General features: G+C 60.6%; 15 protein-coding genes. 11 read left to right on the top strand and 4 right to left on the bottom strand.

Going from position 1 to position 17,478, the window contains the following annotated elements; translation table 11 throughout:
- Positions 1-46 precede the first annotated feature (46 nt).
- A complete protein-coding gene (locus tag ACPOL_RS22735; protein ID WP_161557519.1) occupies positions 47-1,138 on the bottom strand; it encodes an ABC transporter permease in 1,092 nt (363 codons plus the stop codon).
- Positions 1,131-2,093 carry an ABC transporter ATP-binding protein gene (locus tag ACPOL_RS22730; RefSeq protein WP_114209082.1) on the bottom strand — a complete coding sequence of 321 codons (963 nt, stop codon included), beginning with the start codon at positions 2,091-2,093 and terminating at the stop codon, positions 1,131-1,133. Before ACPOL_RS22730 ends, ACPOL_RS22735 begins: the two co-directional genes overlap by 8 nt.
- A 262-nt stretch (positions 2,094-2,355) precedes the next feature.
- Here ACPOL_RS22730 and ACPOL_RS22725 point away from each other — a divergent pair, with 262 nt between their 5' ends.
- The 5 genes from ACPOL_RS22725 to rbsK all read left to right on the top strand — a co-directional run bounded on the left by ACPOL_RS22725 (position 2,356) and on the right by rbsK (position 8,609).
- On the top strand, positions 2,356-4,299 hold the full coding sequence (locus ACPOL_RS22725) for a PAS domain-containing protein (protein WP_114209081.1): 1,944 nt from the start codon (positions 2,356-2,358) through the stop codon (positions 4,297-4,299).
- Positions 4,300-4,361: 62 nt separating this feature from the next.
- Positions 4,362-5,756, top strand: coding sequence for an ethanolamine ammonia-lyase subunit EutB (locus ACPOL_RS22720; RefSeq protein WP_114209080.1), 1,395 nt, complete (start codon positions 4,362-4,364; stop codon positions 5,754-5,756).
- Positions 5,753-6,568, top strand: a complete 816-nt coding sequence (eutC, locus tag ACPOL_RS22715; protein WP_114209079.1) for an ethanolamine ammonia-lyase subunit EutC — start codon at positions 5,753-5,755, stop codon at positions 6,566-6,568. Before ACPOL_RS22720 ends, eutC begins: the two co-directional genes overlap by 4 nt.
- A 119-nt stretch (positions 6,569-6,687) precedes the next feature.
- Complete coding sequence (locus ACPOL_RS22710) at positions 6,688-7,689, top strand: GRP family sugar transporter (protein WP_114209078.1); 1,002 nt, start codon at positions 6,688-6,690, stop codon at positions 7,687-7,689.
- Positions 7,686-8,609, top strand: coding sequence for a ribokinase (gene rbsK, locus ACPOL_RS22705; protein WP_114209077.1), 924 nt, complete (start codon positions 7,686-7,688; stop codon positions 8,607-8,609). Before ACPOL_RS22710 ends, rbsK begins: the two co-directional genes overlap by 4 nt.
- 197 nt (positions 8,610-8,806) lie before the next feature.
- Here rbsK and ACPOL_RS22700 read toward each other — a convergent pair whose 3' ends face one another.
- Positions 8,807-9,829, bottom strand: a complete 1,023-nt coding sequence (locus tag ACPOL_RS22700; protein WP_114209076.1) for a radical SAM protein — start codon at positions 9,827-9,829, stop codon at positions 8,807-8,809.
- Between the two features lie 240 nt (positions 9,830-10,069).
- Between ACPOL_RS22700 and ACPOL_RS22695 the strand changes: the two genes are divergently transcribed.
- The 3 genes from ACPOL_RS22695 to ACPOL_RS22685 all read left to right on the top strand — a co-directional run bounded on the left by ACPOL_RS22695 (position 10,070) and on the right by ACPOL_RS22685 (position 13,368).
- Complete coding sequence (locus ACPOL_RS22695) at positions 10,070-11,569, top strand: aldehyde dehydrogenase family protein (RefSeq protein WP_114209075.1); 1,500 nt, start codon at positions 10,070-10,072, stop codon at positions 11,567-11,569.
- A gap of 186 nt (positions 11,570-11,755) precedes the next feature.
- A complete protein-coding gene (locus tag ACPOL_RS22690; protein ID WP_114209074.1) occupies positions 11,756-12,709 on the top strand; it encodes a ring-cleaving dioxygenase in 954 nt (317 codons plus the stop codon).
- On the top strand, positions 12,706-13,368 hold the full coding sequence (locus ACPOL_RS22685; protein WP_114209073.1) for an alpha/beta hydrolase: 663 nt from the start codon (positions 12,706-12,708) through the stop codon (positions 13,366-13,368). Before ACPOL_RS22690 ends, ACPOL_RS22685 begins: the two co-directional genes overlap by 4 nt.
- Positions 13,369-13,628: 260 nt before the next feature.
- Here ACPOL_RS22685 and ACPOL_RS35040 read toward each other — a convergent pair whose 3' ends face one another.
- Complete coding sequence (locus tag ACPOL_RS35040; protein ID WP_114209072.1) at positions 13,629-13,868, bottom strand: hypothetical protein; 240 nt, start codon at positions 13,866-13,868, stop codon at positions 13,629-13,631.
- 231 nt (positions 13,869-14,099) lie between these two features.
- Here ACPOL_RS35040 and cysD point away from each other — a divergent pair, with 231 nt between their 5' ends.
- Genes cysD through ACPOL_RS22665 form a run of 3 tightly spaced genes read left to right on the top strand, consistent with a single transcriptional unit; the run spans position 14,100 to position 17,466 of the window.
- Positions 14,100-15,044: a sulfate adenylyltransferase subunit CysD gene (cysD, locus tag ACPOL_RS22675; RefSeq protein ID WP_114209071.1), complete on the top strand. Its 945-nt coding sequence runs from the start codon at positions 14,100-14,102 to the stop codon at positions 15,042-15,044.
- Positions 15,044-16,753, top strand: coding sequence for a sulfate adenylyltransferase subunit CysN (cysN, locus tag ACPOL_RS22670; protein WP_114209070.1), 1,710 nt, complete (start codon positions 15,044-15,046; stop codon positions 16,751-16,753). Before cysD ends, cysN begins: the two co-directional genes overlap by 1 nt.
- Complete coding sequence (locus tag ACPOL_RS22665; RefSeq protein ID WP_114209069.1) at positions 16,750-17,466, top strand: phosphoadenylyl-sulfate reductase; 717 nt, start codon at positions 16,750-16,752, stop codon at positions 17,464-17,466. The genes cysN and ACPOL_RS22665 overlap by 4 nt, the downstream gene beginning before the upstream one ends.
- Positions 17,467-17,478: the final 12 nt, after the last annotated feature.

The raw sequence follows: 17,478 nt of genomic DNA, 5'->3' as shown, positions 1-17,478 counted from the left end.
GTGATGCCGTGTCCTACTCGAGCCGACGGATGACGGGAATTTGCTTCTATCTCCAGCGGAAGATTCTTAGCGACAGGGTAAAGGCAAGGAGCAGCCATATCGTTAACACGGCTACGGGGCCGGCCAGTTGGGCGAGGGATGTTCCCTGGAGCATGTTTCCGCGGAGGGCGTCGATGGCGGCGGTGAGTGGCAGGGCGCGGATGACGGGTTGGACGATGTTGGGGAAGCGGCTGGCGGAGAAGAAGACGCCGGAGACGATCCACATGGGGAGCATGACCAGGTTCATCAGGCCGGAGGCGGCCTCCATGGTCTTGGCGCGGGAGGCAATGAGGAGCCCGAGCGCGGAGAAACTGAGCGAGGCGAGGATACAGAGGAGCACGAGCTGCCAGATGGGTCCGCGAAACGGAACGCCGAAGACCAGGCGGGCGAAGCCGAGGAAGACTCCGACCTCAATGACCAGCAAGAGAAGCCGGGAGAGCAGGAACGAGGCGAGATATTGCCAGCGCGGCATGGGCGAGGCGACGAGGCGCTTGAGCAGCTTCTTCTGGCGGGCTTCGACGATGGCGAAACCGAGTCCCCAGATGGCGGAGCTCATGAGGTTCATGCCGAGCAGGCCGGGGATGACGAAATCGATGTAGCGGGCACCGGCTTCGTGGACCTGCTGGTTGGCGGTGGGTACGGAATCCTGCTGGCCGGCTGCTTTCTGGATGGCGCGATCGGCGAGGAGCCTGGCGGTGCGGGCATCGGGGTTGGTGTCGTCGTAGTCGTAAATCACAGAGCCGGGGATGACAGAGCCAGGTACCACGGCACCAGCATTCCCAGAGGCGGGGTTGGCGCTTCCGGAGTGGTCTACGGCGAGGAGCAGGATTCTGCCGGTGGCGAGGGCGTGGGCGCCGCTGGCCTCGTCCATCGTGACAGCCGTCAGTCCTCGATCGGCGTTGAGCGCCTGAGCGAGGCGGCCGGTGGTGGCGGCGACCTGGAGAACGTCAGCAGGGCGGTTGCGGAAGGCGATGCTGAGGCCGACCGATAGCAGAATCGGGAAGACAAAGATCCAGAAGACGGCTTCCGGTTCGCGGAAGAAGAGGCGGAGGCGGGCGGTGGTGAGTTCGAAGAGCGAGCTTTCGCTGAGCTTACTCATCGCGCAAGTTCCTTCCGGTGAGCGAGACGAAGACATCTTCGAGGGTCGCCGAATGGGTACGGAATTCGGTCAGACGGGAACCCTGGGCGGCGAGCGAGGCAAAGATGGGCGGGACGGTGGTGTGGAGTTCGGAGACAAAGAGCTGGTGGACTCCGGCGTGGAGGCGGTGGGACTCGACGCCGGGAATGCGGGTGAGGATCGCGGGATCGAGAGTGAGGCCATTGTCTACGGCAAACTCGACGATCTGCTCGCCGCCAATCGAGGCGATGAGTTCCTTGGGCGTGCCGAGGGCAATGATTTTGCCGTGATCCATGACCGCGACGCGGTTGCAGAGACGCTCGGCTTCGTCCATGTAATGGGTGGTGAGAATGATGGTGCGCCCGGCGCCTTTGAGGTGTTCGACTAGCTCCCACAGGTTGCGGCGGGCCTGGGGATCGAGGCCGGTGGTGGGTTCGTCGAGAAAGAGCAGCTCGGGAGCGCCGACCAGAGCGCAGGCCATGGCGAGACGCTGCTTCTGCCCACCGGAGAGGCCCCCGACGCGAGACTTGCGCTTCTCCTCAAGCTGGGCCATCTCGATCGAGCGCTCGACGGTGAGTCCTTGATCGAAGAAGCTGCGAAAGAGGCGGATGGTTTCCTCTACGGTGAGTTTCTCGGGAAACTGAGTTTCCTGCAATTGGATGCCGATGCGCTGGCGGAGCTGGTTGGCGTGTCGCCGCCAATCGAGGCCGAGGAGCTCGACGGCGCCCTCATCGGGAGTGGTGAGGCCTTCGCAGATTTCGATGGTGGTGGTCTTGCCAGCGCCGTTGGGGCCGAGCAGGCCGAAGCACTCGCCACGCGCGACTTCGAGATCGATTCCCTGCACCGCGGCGACATCGCCGAACGACTTGCGGAGGCCGCGGAGCAGCAGCGCGGGTCCGTCAAGGTGGCTGTCAGGGCGGCTGTCGGGCGATTGCATGTTTTCACCTTATTACGGAGCCAGCAAACTGGCGATGAAAAGAGTGGATCCTAGCCGAATCATTTCGGGCTTTGCGTGCCCAAGAGGTTGGTGGCCGGTTCGAGTGCGCTTCCACAATAGCGACAGCCGGTATCGATTATGAAGGGAATTGCCAGGAAGCTGATCGTGCGGAATAGCGGTGTGGGATGTGTGCGGGTAGAGTGGGTGGTGAGTGCCACTGAAGGGAACATAGATACAAACTGGAGTAGTCTGATATTCGCCCATGGATGAAAAGGACTTAGGTGCGGAGGCGATTCATCACGGCCACGCTTCGATAGAGGCGAGTCTGGGGCGGGTCGTAGAGTGTCTGCCGGAAGCAGTGCTGCTGCTCGATAGAGAATGGCGGATCGTCTATGCCAATCAGACGGCCCGGCGCATCAGCCGGGTCCTTCCCGAACACCTGGAGAGCAGTTCCCTGTGGGACCTTCATCCACAGATTGCGGGAACGAAGCTGGAGCAGGCTTGCCGCGAGGCTCTTCAGCTGTCGGAAGAACGCCATGTGGACGGCTTCTATTACGAGCCATTCGACGCCTGGTTTGATCTTCGCATGATCCCGACCGATGTTGGCATTGCGATGCACTACCGGTCTGTGAAGCCGGCGGAGAAGAGCGGGGCTGCGCGAGATTCGGCCTTGGAGCAGATGGAACGGGAGGAATCACTGCGGGCCAGCGAAGAGCGCTACCGGCTCATGACCGAGCTGAATCCCCAGTGTCTGTGGACGGCAGACCGGAGCGGCCGGGTGCTTTATGCGAACCAGACTTTTCTTGAATACCTGGGAAGGGACTTTACGCTCCACGACGGGACGGGTTACATCCAGGCGTTTTGTGAGGAGGACCGGGAACGGGTCTTGCGGAGCTGGTCGCACTGCGTCGCGACCGGCGAGGAGTATGCCATCGATGCGCGACTGATCCGCGGAGAAGACGGGGTCGCGCGGTGGTGGCACCTGCGAGCGCGGCCGCAGCGCGATGAGCGTGGAGAGATCGAGCGCTGGCTGGGCGTGGCGACGGACGTGCACGAAAGCCGGCTGGCGGCCGAACAGCTTGCCCGGCAATATGCAGAGATCGACCGGCAACGGCGGGAGCTGGAGGCGATCTACCGGGGCACACCGATCGGCATGTCGCTGTACGAGCCGAAGGAGCTGCGGCTGATTCGCCTGAACGGCCGAAAAGCGGAGATTCTGGGAATGAGTCCAGAGGAAGCTTTGGGCAAGCGCTTCGACGAGCTGATGGGCGACATGAATATGCTGCATCAATGTATCCGCCGGGCCGCGCAAGGCGAGCCGATGCTCAACCAGGAGGTCGAGGGAGTGATGCCGACGCGCCCCGATGATTATCGGTACTGGAACGCGAACTATTCCCCCATCTTCGCCGATGATGGCACGGTGCTGGCGATTGCGGGAGCGACGGTCGAGATCACCCAGCAGAAGCGGGCTGAAGCGGCGTTGATGCAGAGCGAAAAGCTGGCCGCGGTGGGACGCCTGGCCAGCTCGATCGCTCACGAGATCAACAACCCGCTCGAATCGGTGATGAACCTTATCTATCTGGCGCGGCAGCATGCGGCGCTGCCGATTGTGCAGGAATTCCTCGATACCGCCGACCAAGAGCTGCGACGAGTCTCTATCATCGCGAATCAGACGCTGCGTTTTCACAAACAGACTACCCGGCCGCAGAAGAGGACGGGCAGCGATCTGTTTTTGAGTGTGCTCAGTATCTATGAGGGCAGGCTGAGAAACCTGCGAATCGGAGTAGAACATCGCCACCGGGAGAAGCAACCGGTGACCTGCCTGGAAGGGGAGATCCGGCAGGTGCTGAACAACCTGGTGGGAAACGCCGTGGATGCGATGCCGAATGGCGGGCGCTTGCTGGTCCGGAGCCGTGAAGGCGTCGATTGGCTGTCCGGACGCCGCGGATTGTTTCTGACCGTCGCCGACACCGGAATGGGGATGAGCGCAAAGACGCGAGGCAGGATCTTCGATGCGTTCTTTACCACCAAGGGCATTGGCGGCACAGGTCTCGGCCTGTGGATCAGCGCGGAGATCGTCGCCCGTCATCAGGGCCGTATCCGGATTCGCAGCCGCGAGGAGGAGCCGCACCGAGGGACGGTAGCGAGCATCTTTCTTCCATTCGAAGCGGCCTCATTCCAAGAAACCCGTCCAGATGCGGGCTAGGGAATCTGCCGAGACCCTAGCGTTTGAAGTCTGACTAGAGCTCCTACAGTGGACTGAAGAGAATGCCTTACCGTCATTCATTTCGTGGCAGCACCTACCTCTTCGAAGACCTGAAGACGCTGATGGCGAAAGCGACGCCGTTAAGGTCGGGAGACCTGCTGGCTGGAGTCGCGGCCGCGAACGAACAGGAGCGAATGATAGCGAAGATGACGCTGGCGGAGGTCCCGCTACGGAATTTTCTGAACGAGGCGCTGGTTCCGTATGAACATGATGAAGTGACTCGGCTGATTCTTGACCGGCATGAAGAAGAGGCGTTCGGCGAAATCTCCGGGCTGACGGTTGGGGAGTTCCGCAATTGGCTGCTGGGTGCTGCGGCCACAGAGGAGACGCTGGCTCGGGTCGCTCCGGGGATTACGCCGGAGATGGCGGCGGCGGTTTCGAAGCTGATGCGCATCCAGGACCTTATTCTGGCGGCGCGCAAGTGCCGGGTGGTGACCAGGTTTCGAAATACGATTGGATTGCGGGGCCGCTTGTCGGTGCGTCTGCAGCCGAATCATCCAACCGACGATGTGCGAGGGATTGCCGCCTCGATGCTTGACGGATTGCTCTATGGCTGCGGCGATGCGGTGATCGGGATCAATCCGGCGAGCGACTCGCTGGCGAATGTGATGACGCTGCTCCGGATGCTGGACGAGTTCCGCATCAAGTACGAGGCGCCGTTCCAGTCGTGCGTGCTGACGCATGTCACGAGCACGATCCAAGCCGTCGAAGGAGGCGCGCCGGTCGACCTGGTCTTCCAGTCGATTGCCGGGACGGAGAAGGCGAATACCAGCTTCGGGATTGATCTTGCGGTTTTGCAGGAGGCGTATGAGGCGGGGCTGTCGTTGGGGCGAGGCACGGTTGGTGACAACCTGATGTACTTCGAGACCGGACAAGGAAGCGCGCTCTCCGCCGGTGCGCATCATGGCATGGACCAGCAAACGTGCGAGGCGCGGGCCTATGGAGTGGCGAGGGAATTCAAGCCCTTGCTGGTCAACACGGTCGTCGGGTTCATCGGGCCCGAGTATCTTTATGACGGCAAGCAGATCATTCGGGCGGGCCTTGAGGACCACTTCTGCGGCAAGCTGCTCGGCCTGCCGATGGGCTGCGACATCTGCTACACCAACCATGCCGAGGCGGACCAGGATGACATGGATTCGCTGCTGACGCTGCTGGGAGTAGCGGGGGTGAACTTCATTATGGGTATACCGGGCGCGGACGACATCATGCTGAATTACCAGAGCACCTCGTTTCACGACTCGTTGTACATACGGCGAGTGCTGGGGCTAAAACGCTCGCCAGAGTTCGAGGCGTGGCTGGAGCAGATGGGGATTGCCGATGCGCGGGGTGAGCTGCGCGGCGATGAGGATGAGCAACTGCTGCTGCCTCACGCAGCTGAACTATTAGGCGATGCATGAGCGATAAGATCACCAGCAGCCCGGGACGACCAGAGCATCCGCTCGCGCCGCTGCGCCGTTTCACCCGCGCGCGGATTGCGCTTGGGCGGTCGGGCGATAGTCTGCCAACAGCGGGACTGCTGGATCTCGGGCTTGCCCATGCGATGGCTAGGGACGCTGTTCATGCGGATCTCGACACTCACCGGATCGCCGGCCAGTTGAAGGCGGCGGGTTTGGTGAGCGTTAGCCTCCGGAGCGCGGCGACGGACCGAGCTTGCTATCTGCGCCGGCCAGATCTGGGTCGGCGGCTGGACGATCGGAGCCGGGAACAAATCCGGAGCCAGCTCGCTGCCCATCCTCCCACAGTGGTGTTCATTATCGCGGATGGGCTTTCCGCGGTTGCACCTGAACGCTATGCCGTCCCGGTCATTCTGGCGGTTCGCGAGTTAGAACCGGATTGGTTCGTGGGTCCTATCTTCATTGCTGAGCAGGCAAGGGTGGCGCTTGGGGATGAAGTTGGAGAATTGCTGGAAGCGGAGATAGCCGTGATACTGATCGGCGAGCGGCCGGGATTGAGTGCTGCTGACAGCCTGGGCATTTATCTCACATACGCGCCTCGAGTGGGGCGCAGCGATGCCCAACGAAATTGTATTTCGAATGTACGCGGGGAAGGGCTAAGTCCGGATGACGCCGCACGGACGCTGCATTACTTGATGATTCAAGCGCGAAGACTGCGACTCAGCGGGGTTGGGCTGAAGGATGACCGCGAGGAGCTTGCTTCCGGCGAGGGGGCGAGAAAACAGGCGCTGCCGAGAGTGGCTGGCATCGATTGAGCTTGCATTTGGCGGAAGCATTCCATTTACTTTCACGATGGCACGGCTGCTCGGCCTATTCAGGGTCAGCCTCTACTATCAACCTACTTCGACACCCTTGAGGAAAGCGGAAACCGGGAATGTACCAGCCTGAGACTTATGGAATTGCGCTGCTGCTGATGCTGCTGAGCATGTTGTGCTGGGGCTCGTGGGCGAACACGCTGAAGCTGACGCCGGGATGGTCGTTCCAGCTTTTCTACTGGGACTATGCGATCGGGATCCTGGTGGCGAGCGCTGCCTGGGGAGTGAGCCTGGGAAGCGTGCATGGAGGTGCGAACGCTTTCCTGGGGAATTTGCAGCAGGCGGATAGAAGCCATCTGCTGCTCGCCCTGGCTGGCGGAGCGGTCTTCAATGTCGCAAATGTACTGCTGGTGGCGGCGATTGAAATCGCGGGGATGGCGGTGGCGTTTCCGGTCGGCATCGGGCTGGCGCTGGTGGTTGGGGTGCTGTTGAACTTTCTCATTGCCCCGGCGGGAAGTCCTCTGCTGCTGTTTAGCGGGGTCTTTCTGGTAGTCATGGCGATCCTGGTCGATGCGCTCGCCTATCGCCGACGGGAGACGGTGCGGCGCGGGGTCAGCGCGAAAGGGATCCAGATCAGCGTGGTTTGCGGGGTGCTGATGGGACTCTTCTACCCGCTGGTTTCGAAGGCCGGGAGTGGGGAGCATTCTCTGGGTCCGTATGCGGTGGCGTTCGTTTTTTCGGCTGGAGTTTTGTTATGCACGATACCGGTCAACTTCTTCATGATGAAGCGCTCGATCACTGGAGCGGCGGCGGTGAGCTTCCGGGATTATTTCGAAGGACGCCCGAGCTGGCATCTTTGGGGCGCGCTCGGCGGAGCGATCTGGTGTACCGGAGCAGTATTTAACTTTGTGGCTTCAGACGCGCGGATTGTGGGTCCGGCGGTATCGTACGCGATCGGCCAGGGAGCAACCATGATCTCGGCATTGTGGGGCGTCTTTGTGTGGCGGGAGTTCAAGACTGCTCCTGCGAACGCGCGGCGTTTGCTTCCTTTGATGTTTGCGCTGTTTCTGGCGGGGCTGGTGCTGGTAGCCGTCGCACCGCTGTATGGTGGGCGAAGATGAAACCGATTGTGGTGGTTGGCAGTATCAATTCAGATCTGGTGGTTGGCGCGGAGCGAATTCCGAGACCAGGTGAGACGATTCTGGGCGATAGCTTCGCGGTTTTTCCGGGCGGCAAGGGTGCGAACCAGGCGGTCGCTGTGGCCAAGCTGGGCTACCCATGCAGCATGATCGGGAAGCTGGGACGGGACAGCTTTGGCGCCGACCTGCGGTCTCGGCTGGTTGAAGCCGGAGTCGATGCGGCGGCGGTCGGCGAGGCGGAGGGACCCTCCGGCGTGGCTCTGATTACTCGCGAGGCCTCTGGGGAAAACAGCATCGTGGTGGTCTCGGGGGCGAATGCGCTGGTGTCGCCAAGCGACATTGACGCGCATCGCGAACTGATACTTTCAGCAGCGCTGGTGCTGGTTCAACTGGAGACGCCGCTCGATGCGGTGGGTGCGCTCGGCGAGATCGCTTTTCGCGGGGGAGTGCCGCTGATGCTCGATCCGGCTCCGGCGCAGAGCTTACCTCGGGAACTATTGAAGCAGCTTGCCTGGATCACTCCGAATACAACTGAGGCGGAGATTCTTTTGGGCGCGAGCATCGATGGCTTTTCGTTAGAACGAGCACGCTCACGGGCGGAGGCGCTGCTGGAGAGGGGCATTCGCGGGGTGGTCCTGAAGATGGGCGAGGATGGAGTTTATCTGGCAACGGCGGGCGGTATTCGCGCGCATGTGCCGGCGTTCGCGGTCAAGGCTTGCGACACAACGGCTGCTGGTGACGCTTTCAATGGCGGCTTTGGGGTTGCACTCAGCGAAGGATTGGAGCCGGTCGCGGCGGCGAGATTTGCTTCCGCGGTGGCGGCGATTTCGGTCACCCGGCAGGGTGCTCAACCCTCGATGCCGACGCGCGCCGAGGTTGATGCTTTTCTTCTACGGTGGTGAGTCTTCAGTTTATTGAAGACGTGATGACCGTGATGCATATTTGCTGGAAACGCAGATCCTTCGCTGCGCTCAGGATGACAAGTCGCGTGTAGTGCGTTCTCGGGAGACAAGTAGCGTGTTGTGAATTTAAGGCGCACCCGGGGCTGAGTGGGATCGGGCTGATCCCACTGGGTGGAAGGAGCCTTCTTTGAAGGCGCTTACAAGATGGTGAACGGGGTAGGAGTTGGCTCTGGGGGTGGTTCTCCGAAGCCGCTTTTCAGTTTCTTCCAGGCGGAGCCGACGCGGTCGGAGGCTCGGAAGAGGTGCCCGGCGGTCAAGCCGCCAATGACCCGGTAGTGTCCAACGGCGGCGAGCGCCATCGACGCCATGCATCCACATTGCGAGCAGTCGGGGTCGCCTCCGAACTGGCATGGAGTGATTTTAGTCCGAAGATCGGCCGAGATCGTGTGGGTGGTGCGGGCAAAGATGCAGTCGTCGGGACTCTTTGGCGGAGAGAGAATCTCGCGAATCAGATACGGGGGCATTTCGAGCTTGGGATACAGCGGACGGAGGCGGAGCAGTTCGTCGACCACAAGGACGCGCTGCTCGGGCGTGAGGATTTCCGGACCGGTGGCTCCGCGTTGTGGAGTGAACAAGCTGAACCAGACCTTTTCGACTTCGGGACGATCGCTCCAGAAGCGGAGGAATTCTTCATGATAGCCGGGGCGACCGGCGATGTTGCCAGTGATGGTGGAGTGGATTGTGACTTTGGCGCCGGCAATGTTCTTGAGGATACGATCATAGGTTGCGGGTTTGCGACGCTCGTCATGCTCGGGCTGAAGTCCGTCGACGGAGACGGAGACGGTCAGGCGCTTGAATCGCATCCACTCTTGCGGAATCACGCGAAAGGCGCTGGTGACAATCTGGGTGTGGATCTTGCGGCTATCGAGCTGGGGGAGGAGCAACTCCAGCTCGCGGTAGCGAACCAGGGGATCTCCACCGACGAGCGAGACATGCAGTGGTTTTTCGCGGTCGACGATCTCGAGGATTCTACTGACGAGGTCGGTTCCCTTGAAATCGGAGAGCTGGCGCAACTCGGTTTCGCCTCCCAGATGGGCGGCATCGAAGGCGTAGCAGCCGGGGCAGCGAAGTGGGCATTCCTTGGTTATCTCAATGGATAAGGAGGGGCGATTGCCGGCAAGAATCACCGACCAGGCTTGCAACACGTCACTGCTATTCAATAAATTCCTCCGCTTTTAGTTAGGACGCAGTCGCAGTCAGCTTGGTTCGACGAGGGCTGAAGAAACTTGATTCGCGCTGGACCCGTATAGTCGCATTTAGTTTTTTGGAAGTCATTCGCCAACCGTTTTCCTCCGGTGCTATTGTTTTCGGCAGCACGCGGGTCGGGTCCAATGACACCCGGAAATTCGTCTCGAGCTTTTGTTTGTTTGAGCAATTTTCAAGACCCGCCGGAGGTATTTATGGCAACTCTTCCAATCGATTCGCGGGTGAGTACGCGCACCGCTGATTTCATTGGCCAGAAACACCGGATGTTCATCGACGGGCGGTTCGTCGTGGCAGCATCCGGCAAGACATTTCCAGTTTATAACCCGGCGACAGGCGAAGTGATCGCCCATGTACCGGAGGCCGAAGCCGAGGACGTCGATCGCGCGGTGCGGGCGGCGCGCGCGGCCTTCGACAATGGTCCGTGGGCGCGGATGAAGCCGTCGGAGCGAGGACGCTTATTGTGGAAGCTGGGCGACCTGCTGGAAAAGCATCTTGAGGAATTCGCCGAGCTGGAGTCGATCGACAACGGCAAGCCGGTGGTGGTCGCCAGGGCAGCCGACGTTCCGCTGGCGGTCGATATGTTCCGCTACATGGGGGGCTGGGCGACGAAGATTAGTGGTTCGACGCTATCACTCTCCTCACCTGGCGAATTTCATTCTTATACGCTGCGGGAGCCGGTTGGAGTGGCGGCCCAGATTATTCCGTGGAATTTTCCGCTGCTGATGGCGGCCTGGAAGCTTGGTCCAGCGCTGGCTGCCGGCTGCACGGTGGTGTTGAAGCTGGCGGAGCAGACGCCGCTATCGGGGCTGCGGCTGGCGGAATTGATCCATGAAGCGGGATTTCCGGAGGGCGTCGTCAATGTGCTCACCGGCTTCGGTGAAGGCGCGGGGGCTCCGCTGGCGGCGCACGAGATGGTGGACAAGGTAGCGTTCACGGGTTCGACGGAGGTAGGCCGGCTGATCGTCAGGGCGGCGGCGGGAAACCTGAAGAAGGTCACGCTGGAGCTTGGCGGCAAGAGCCCGGCGATCGTCTTCCCCGATGCCGACATGGATCGGGCGATTGCCGGCACAGCCAGCGCGATCTTCTTCAACCAGGGGCAGTGCTGCTGCGCGGGTTCGAGGCTGATGGTGCACGAAAAGGTTTTCGACCAGGTGGTTGAAGGAGTGAGCCGCATCGCCGCCAAGATCAAAATCGGGCCGGGCATGGACCCGAGCACGGAACTTGGCCCGCTGGTCAGTGACGAGCAGTTTCAACGGGTGACCGGGTATATCCGGGCGGGTGTCGATGAGGGTGCTGAAGTCCTTACGGGAGGCCACAGTACCGGCGACCGCGGATATTTTGTTCAACCCACGGTGCTGGCGAAGACGATGCCGGAGATGAAGGTGGTGAAGGAAGAGATCTTCGGCCCGGTGGTTTGTGCGCAGCGCTTCTCTGACGACGATTTAGACCGGATCGCCGCCGAGGCGAACGACACTGTTTTCGGGCTCGCTGCCAGCATCTGGACAGACGACCTCAGCACGGCGCACAAGTTGGCCCGGCGGATTCGCGCGGGGACGGTCTGGATCAATTGCCATAATATTTTCGATGCCACGCTCCCGTTTGGCGGGTATAAGGAGTCGGGCTGGGGCAGAGAGAAGGGTGAGGAAGCAGTGCAGAACTATCTGGAGACCAAGGCGGTGGCCGTGGCGTTGTAGGTAGGCTACTGGTTGGAGAGCATCGCCTGTTTCCAGAGGAAGTCTGATTGAGTTGTCCAGCTTCGTCTGCTCTGAAGCCGCCTCATTTTCCTGAGCGTATGGCACGGCTGGGAAGCCGTGCCGCCTTCAGGCTCTGGTTTGCGCCCTTTTGAAGGTTTTAGCATCGAAAGCTTGAAAGCAGGGCTTATGCCGAAACCTATTGTTGGGCTTCATCACGTCACCGCGATTGCCTCCGACCCGCAGCGCAATCTGGACTTTTACACCGAAGTTTTAGGCCTGCGCTTTGTGAAGCGCACGGTGAACTTCGATGATCCGGGAACTTATCATTTTTACTTTGGCGACGATGCGGGAACGCCGGGCACCATCCTTACCTTTTTCCCCTGGCCGCAGTCGGCTCGTGGAGTGTCGGGGGCAGGCGAGGTGGCGCAGACTGCTTTTCGCGTGCCATCGAATTCGCTCGGCTACTGGAGACGACGCCTGCTCGAACGGGGATTGCCGGTAAAAGAGAGCGGCAGACGCTTCGAGGAAGAGGTGCTCAGCTTCGCGGATCCGGAGGGGATGAAGCTCGAGATCGTGGCCTATGGCGAGGCGACGGCGGCCAATCCCTCGCGGTTTGCCTCGGTGCCGCAGGAACATGCGATTCGAGGGTTCTCCGGCGTGACGCTGCTCGAACACGATGGCGAGAATACCGGTAATCTCCTGAATGTGCTGGGATTTCACAAGATTGCGGAAGAGGGAAACCGGTTGCGGTTCGCGGCAGACGGCGACGCCCCGGGAAATCAGATTGACTTGATTCTCGATCCGAATGCCGCCTATGGACGGACTGGGGCGGGAAGCGTCCATCACATTGCGTTCCGTGCTCCCGATAATGCGGCGCAACTGGAGTGGCGGGAAGAGATAGGAAAGTATCTCGACGTGACTCCGGTGATGGACCGCACTTACTTCCAATCCATCTACTTCCGCGAGCCGGGCGGGGTGTTATTCGAGCTGGCGACAGACCCGCCGGGGTTCGCACTGGACGAACCGCTGGAGTCGCTTGGCGAGGAGCTTCGCATTCCCGAGTGGCTGGAGCCGCGACGCGCGTGGGTGGAACAGCGACTGGCGAAGCTGGAACTTCACAAGGCAAGCAGCGCCGTATGACGAACGGGCAATCGAACGCCGATCCTCACGCTCTGGAGCCGGTACAGCGGATCGGCGTGGGATTGAAGCAAGCAGCGGGCGCGGTCATCATGCTGCACGGACGGGGTGCTTCAGCTACGGACATCCTTAATCTTGCGCCGGCTATGTATCATCCATCGCTTGCTTATCTTGCTCCGAGTGCGGCGGGACATAGCTGGTACCCTCACTCTTTTCTGGCGCCACGGGAACAGAACGAACCGTGGTTGTCGTCGGCGCTGAAGAAGATTGCAACCACGATCGAGCTGGCTAAGGAAAACGGGATTTCCGAGGAGCGGATCGTGGTCTGCGGTTTTTCTCAGGGAGCTTGTCTTTCAACCGAATACATTGCCAGGCATCCCGCAAGATATGCGGGGCTAATTGCCTTTACGGGCGGCTTGATTGGTCCTCTGGGTATGGTGATGGACTATGCCGGCGATCTTGAGGGAACGCCGGCCTTGTTCGGCTCGGGCGATCCCGATCCGCATGTGCCGTGGGAGCGTGTGCAGGAGTCCGCTGATGTCATTGCGCGAATGCAGGGGAAGGTGACGACGCGCCGCTACCCGGGCCGGGCCCACACGGTGAGCGCGGATGAGGTGCGGCTTGCCAAGCAGATCCTGGCGGAGTCTTTTGGGACTCCATAGAGGTAGTGAGTCATGGCTGCATTCCCGGAATACGAGTTGACCGGGGAGAGTAGTCACTCGAATGAGAACATGCACTCGTCACGAGGGTGGTCCGGGTTGTTGCTAGCCAGGATACCTCCTCCGCTTTTGTTCACGGCATAGCAGGGTTTTAGCATCACACTGTAGGTATGGCGAACCACATACCTGGCTACTTCGAGACGGTCTCCTCTTTGGCCTGGCGGAAGTACTCCTCTTCCCCGCAGAGTACGAGCAAATCGGAGCTATCTTCGCCCAAAGGCGGTGAGGTCCTTAGCGATCACGCTTTTAAGGCTTGCGATGAGCCTTGTGCTTGTGGCGCGAATGCGTGCCACTTCTTTCTTGATGGCGGCGACCCGTTGGCGGGCGATTGGCAGCAGTGTCTGGAACCGATGGAGTGTCACTTGTTTGTTTGCGACGACGAGGAGCGTGTCTTCGCCACGGAGCTTGCGATGCGGAGCGGAGAAGCAGCGGGATGAGCACAAGTCCTCCCGCTGAACTCAACTTGTACCTGCCTCTGCCGTCTGCTAGGATCGTCAAGTGGTGATTCATCGCGATAGCCGTTTCTGTTGTTGCCCATCGAACATCTTCGACGGGTGTCTGCTCTAATCTCTGATTTCCCTTTAGCAACTTATCAGAAGAACACCCGAAGCTGACTCGCCGGGTGTGACTCGTATCGACCCGGATTCAGCAACTTCCCTCACAGAGAGATTTGCATGACCGTGATCGAGAGCGACCAACAGCGAGCGATGCCGAGCAGTGTGCCGCACCTGAGCCATCTTCAACTGCTGGAAGCCGAGAGCATTCATATCCTTCGCGAAGTGGCTTCGGAGTTCGCGAAGCCGGTGATGCTCTACTCGATTGGCAAAGACTCTTCGGTCATGCTGCGGCTGGCGCAGAAGGCGTTTTACCCGGCGCCAATTCCCTTCCCGCTGCTTCATATCGATACCGGCTTCAAGTTCGCGGAGATGCTGGAATTTCGCGACGAGATGGCGCGCTCCATTGGCGCTGAGCTGCTGGTCTGGCGGAACGAGCCCGCGATCGCAGCGGGGACAAACCCGATCGTACTGGACACGAAGCGCTGCTGTGGGCTGCTCAAGACCCAAGCATTGCTGGATGCTCTCACCTACTATGGCTTCGATGCGGCGTTTGGGGGAGCCCGGCGCGATGAGGAGAAATCGCGCGCCAAGGAGCGCATCTATTCCTTCCGCGACAGCGCTGGTCAATGGGACCCGAAGAACCAGCGACCCGAGCTGTGGAACCTCTACAATGCGCGGGTGCACCCGGGTGAAAGCATCCGGGTTTTTCCGCTTTCGAATTGGACGGAGATGGATGTGTGGCAGTACATCCACGAAGAAAACATCCCGGTCGTGGATCTGTATTTTGCGAAAGAACGTCCGATGTACGTGCGCGGCAAGGAACTGCTACCGGTTGAACAGACGTTTGTCGCCCGGCCGGGAGAACGGCCGCAGATGGTCAAGTCGCGGCTGCGATCGCTCGGCTGCAGCCCGTGCACCGGAGCGATTCGCTCAGAGGCAGAGAGCATCCCGGCCATCATTGCCGAGTTGCTCTCGTTCCGTTCCTCAGAGCGAGCCAATCGTGCGATCGACCATGATCAGGAAGGCTCAATGGAGTTGAAGAAGCGCGAGGGCTATTTCTGATGGCGACTGAGACTCTGGCGCCTGCATTTTTGATCGAGGACTTCCTGGCACAGGAGCGGAGCAAGGACATGCTCCGGTTCTCGACGGCCGGTAGCGTGGATGATGGGAAGTCCACGTTGATTGGACGGCTTCTCTATGACACCCAGAGCGTCTATGAAGACCAGGTGCGATCGATTGAGGGCAAGGGGACGACGGCTCCGGGGCAGATCGATTTCGCGCTGTTGACCGATGGGCTGCGAGCAGAGCGGGAACAAGGCATCACCATCGATGTGGCCTACCGGTACTTTTCGACGGCACGGCGCAAGTTCATCATCGCGGACACGCCAGGCCATGAGCAATACACGCGCAACATGGCGACCGGCGCCTCGACGGCGGATGCGGCGGTGGTGCTGCTCGATGCGCGCAAGGGAGTTCTGTCACAGTCACGGCGACATGCTTATATTGCATCTCTGCTTGGGGTGCGCCACATTCTAGTCGCGGTCAACAAGATGGACCTGGTTGACTATGACGAGGACACATTTCGCACCATTGAGCTGGATTTCGGCGAAGTGTTAAAACAGATCGCCGCGGATACGGGCAGTCCCGTCCAGCCAATTTTCGTGCCAGTCAGCGCGCTGGCCGGAGACAATGTCGTGCATGGTTCGGGAGCGATGCCGTGGTACCGCGGCCCGTCTCTGCTGGAACTGCTGGAGACGCTTCCCGCTTCCATCGATACACGGAATGCGCCGCTCCGCTTTCCCGTACAGCGGGTGCTTCGTCCGGACCAGGATTTTCGCGGTTTTGCGGGTCAGATTGCTTCAGGAACGGTCCGCCCCGGAGACACAGTGACGGTGCTGCCGTCGGGGCGCTCTGCACAAGTAACTCGCATTGTTACTTATGATGGCGATCTGGCAGAAGCTTATGCGCCACTTTCAATAACGCTGACACTGAGCCACGAACTGGACATCAGCCGCGGCGATCTGCTGGTGGCGGCGGAGACCCCGGCGATTGTGGCCCGGGGGTGCAAGGCGGCGCTGGTGTGGATGGACGGACATACGCTGGAGCGCAACCGGCGCTACCTACTGAAACACACCAGTCAAACTGTACCGGCAGTCATCGCTGCAGTCGACTACCGGACCGATATTCGCTCGCTTGCGCATGAGCCGGCAGAGACGCTGGAGATGAACGGGCTTGGCGTGGCGACGGTGCAACTGGTGCGACCGATCCCGCTAGACCGCTACGTCGACAACCGGATTACCGGGGCCTTCATCCTGATCGATGCGGAGACGAACAGCACGGTGGCAGCGGGCATGGTCACCGAAGTCCTAGGCCGCGAGATGGATGGAGTCATCTCGGAACTGCCGGTGGGCGCGGTCAGCGCCGGCGAACGGGCTGCGCGTTGGGGGCATCACGGCGGCATTCTTGCACTAAACGGGCCATCGGAATGGATCGACCGGGTCGAGCGTTCGCTATTTGTAACTCATGCAGTGACGATTCGCTGCTTGGAGGTAAGGCAGGCTGAGTGGGCGGCGCAGTCGGGCTTGCTGGCGCTTCTGGTGACGATCGCCGATGGGGAATGGTTGCGTGCCGAGGTGAATGGACAGCAGATCGTCGCGAGCAGTGTCGATCCAGAGGCAGGGCTGGCCGCCTTGCACCAGCTGCTGGCGACGAGCGGAGTGATGGCCGGTGCACACGCAGTCGGCAGCTCCGAGGAGAGTGAGAGACGATGAGTACTTTGATTCTTCCGAACCAGACGGATGCTGTCGATCAAGCATCGGTCAAGATCGATCAGGTACGCAGCGTACTCGCGCAGGTACTGACGGGGCACCACGATGCCTGCCTGACTTGCAGTTTTCAGGCGGAGGATGTGCTGCTGACCAAGCTGGCGATCGAGTTCGATAAGAGGATTCCGATCCTCTTTCTCGACACTGGGTATCACTTTGCCGAGACTTATGAATATCGCGACCGGATGAGCCGGGAGTGGGGATTGAATCTAATCAACCTGCTTCCAGAGAAGACGGTTGCCGAGCAGGAAGCCGAGCACGGGCTGCTCTATCAAACGGCGCCCGACCAGTGCTGCAAGCTGCGCAAAGTCGAGCCGCTTTTCAAGGCGGTGGGGGAATACCGGATCTGGCTTACCGGATTGAGACGCGAGCAGGCGAAGAGCCGCGCGGCGCTTGAAGAGTCGGCGCTCTTCACGCTGCCTGGAGGACGCCAGGTGCAGAAGCTTGCGCCGCTGGCGGCCTGGTCAACACGCGATGTCTGGCAGGCCTGCGAACGATTAGAGATTCCGCTGCTGCCGCTCTACGAGCGGGGCTATTCGTCGATCGGCTGCGAGCCATGTACGACGCTGCCGCTCGATCCGAACGATCCTCGTTCCGGGCGATGGGCGGGGCGCAAAGTGGAATGCGGGATTCACATCGAAGCAGCTCCGGCGAAGTAGGAATCAGGAACG

The sequence above is a fragment of the Acidisarcina polymorpha genome (assembly GCF_003330725.1).
Classification (GTDB): domain Bacteria; phylum Acidobacteriota; class Terriglobia; order Terriglobales; family Acidobacteriaceae; genus Acidisarcina; species Acidisarcina polymorpha.
This window is presented reverse-complemented; position numbering and strand designations above follow the sequence as displayed.

Excerpts from the sequence above, each read along its gene's own strand:
- cysD (WP_114209071.1), top strand. The coding sequence starts at position 14,100 with ATGACCGTGATCGAGAGCGACCAACAGCGAGCGATGCCGAGCAGTGTG.
- eutC (WP_114209079.1), top strand. The coding sequence starts at position 5,753 with ATGAGCGATAAGATCACCAGCAGCCCGGGACGACCAGAGCATCCGCTC.
- cysN (WP_114209070.1), top strand. The coding sequence starts at position 15,044 with ATGGCGACTGAGACTCTGGCGCCTGCATTTTTGATCGAGGACTTCCTG.
- ACPOL_RS22730 (WP_114209082.1), bottom strand. The coding sequence starts at position 2,093 with ATGCAATCGCCCGACAGCCGCCCTGACAGCCACCTTGACGGACCCGCG.
- ACPOL_RS22725 (WP_114209081.1), top strand. The coding sequence starts at position 2,356 with ATGGATGAAAAGGACTTAGGTGCGGAGGCGATTCATCACGGCCACGCT.
- ACPOL_RS22720 (WP_114209080.1), top strand. The coding sequence starts at position 4,362 with ATGCCTTACCGTCATTCATTTCGTGGCAGCACCTACCTCTTCGAAGAC.
- rbsK (WP_114209077.1), top strand. The coding sequence starts at position 7,686 with ATGAAACCGATTGTGGTGGTTGGCAGTATCAATTCAGATCTGGTGGTT.
- ACPOL_RS22735 (WP_161557519.1), bottom strand. The coding sequence starts at position 1,138 with ATGAGTAAGCTCAGCGAAAGCTCGCTCTTCGAACTCACCACCGCCCGC.
- ACPOL_RS22690 (WP_114209074.1), top strand. The coding sequence starts at position 11,756 with ATGCCGAAACCTATTGTTGGGCTTCATCACGTCACCGCGATTGCCTCC.
- ACPOL_RS22710 (WP_114209078.1), top strand. The coding sequence starts at position 6,688 with ATGTACCAGCCTGAGACTTATGGAATTGCGCTGCTGCTGATGCTGCTG.
- ACPOL_RS22685 (WP_114209073.1), top strand. The coding sequence starts at position 12,706 with ATGACGAACGGGCAATCGAACGCCGATCCTCACGCTCTGGAGCCGGTA.
- ACPOL_RS22695 (WP_114209075.1), top strand. The coding sequence starts at position 10,070 with ATGGCAACTCTTCCAATCGATTCGCGGGTGAGTACGCGCACCGCTGAT.
- ACPOL_RS22665 (WP_114209069.1), top strand. The coding sequence starts at position 16,750 with ATGAGTACTTTGATTCTTCCGAACCAGACGGATGCTGTCGATCAAGCA.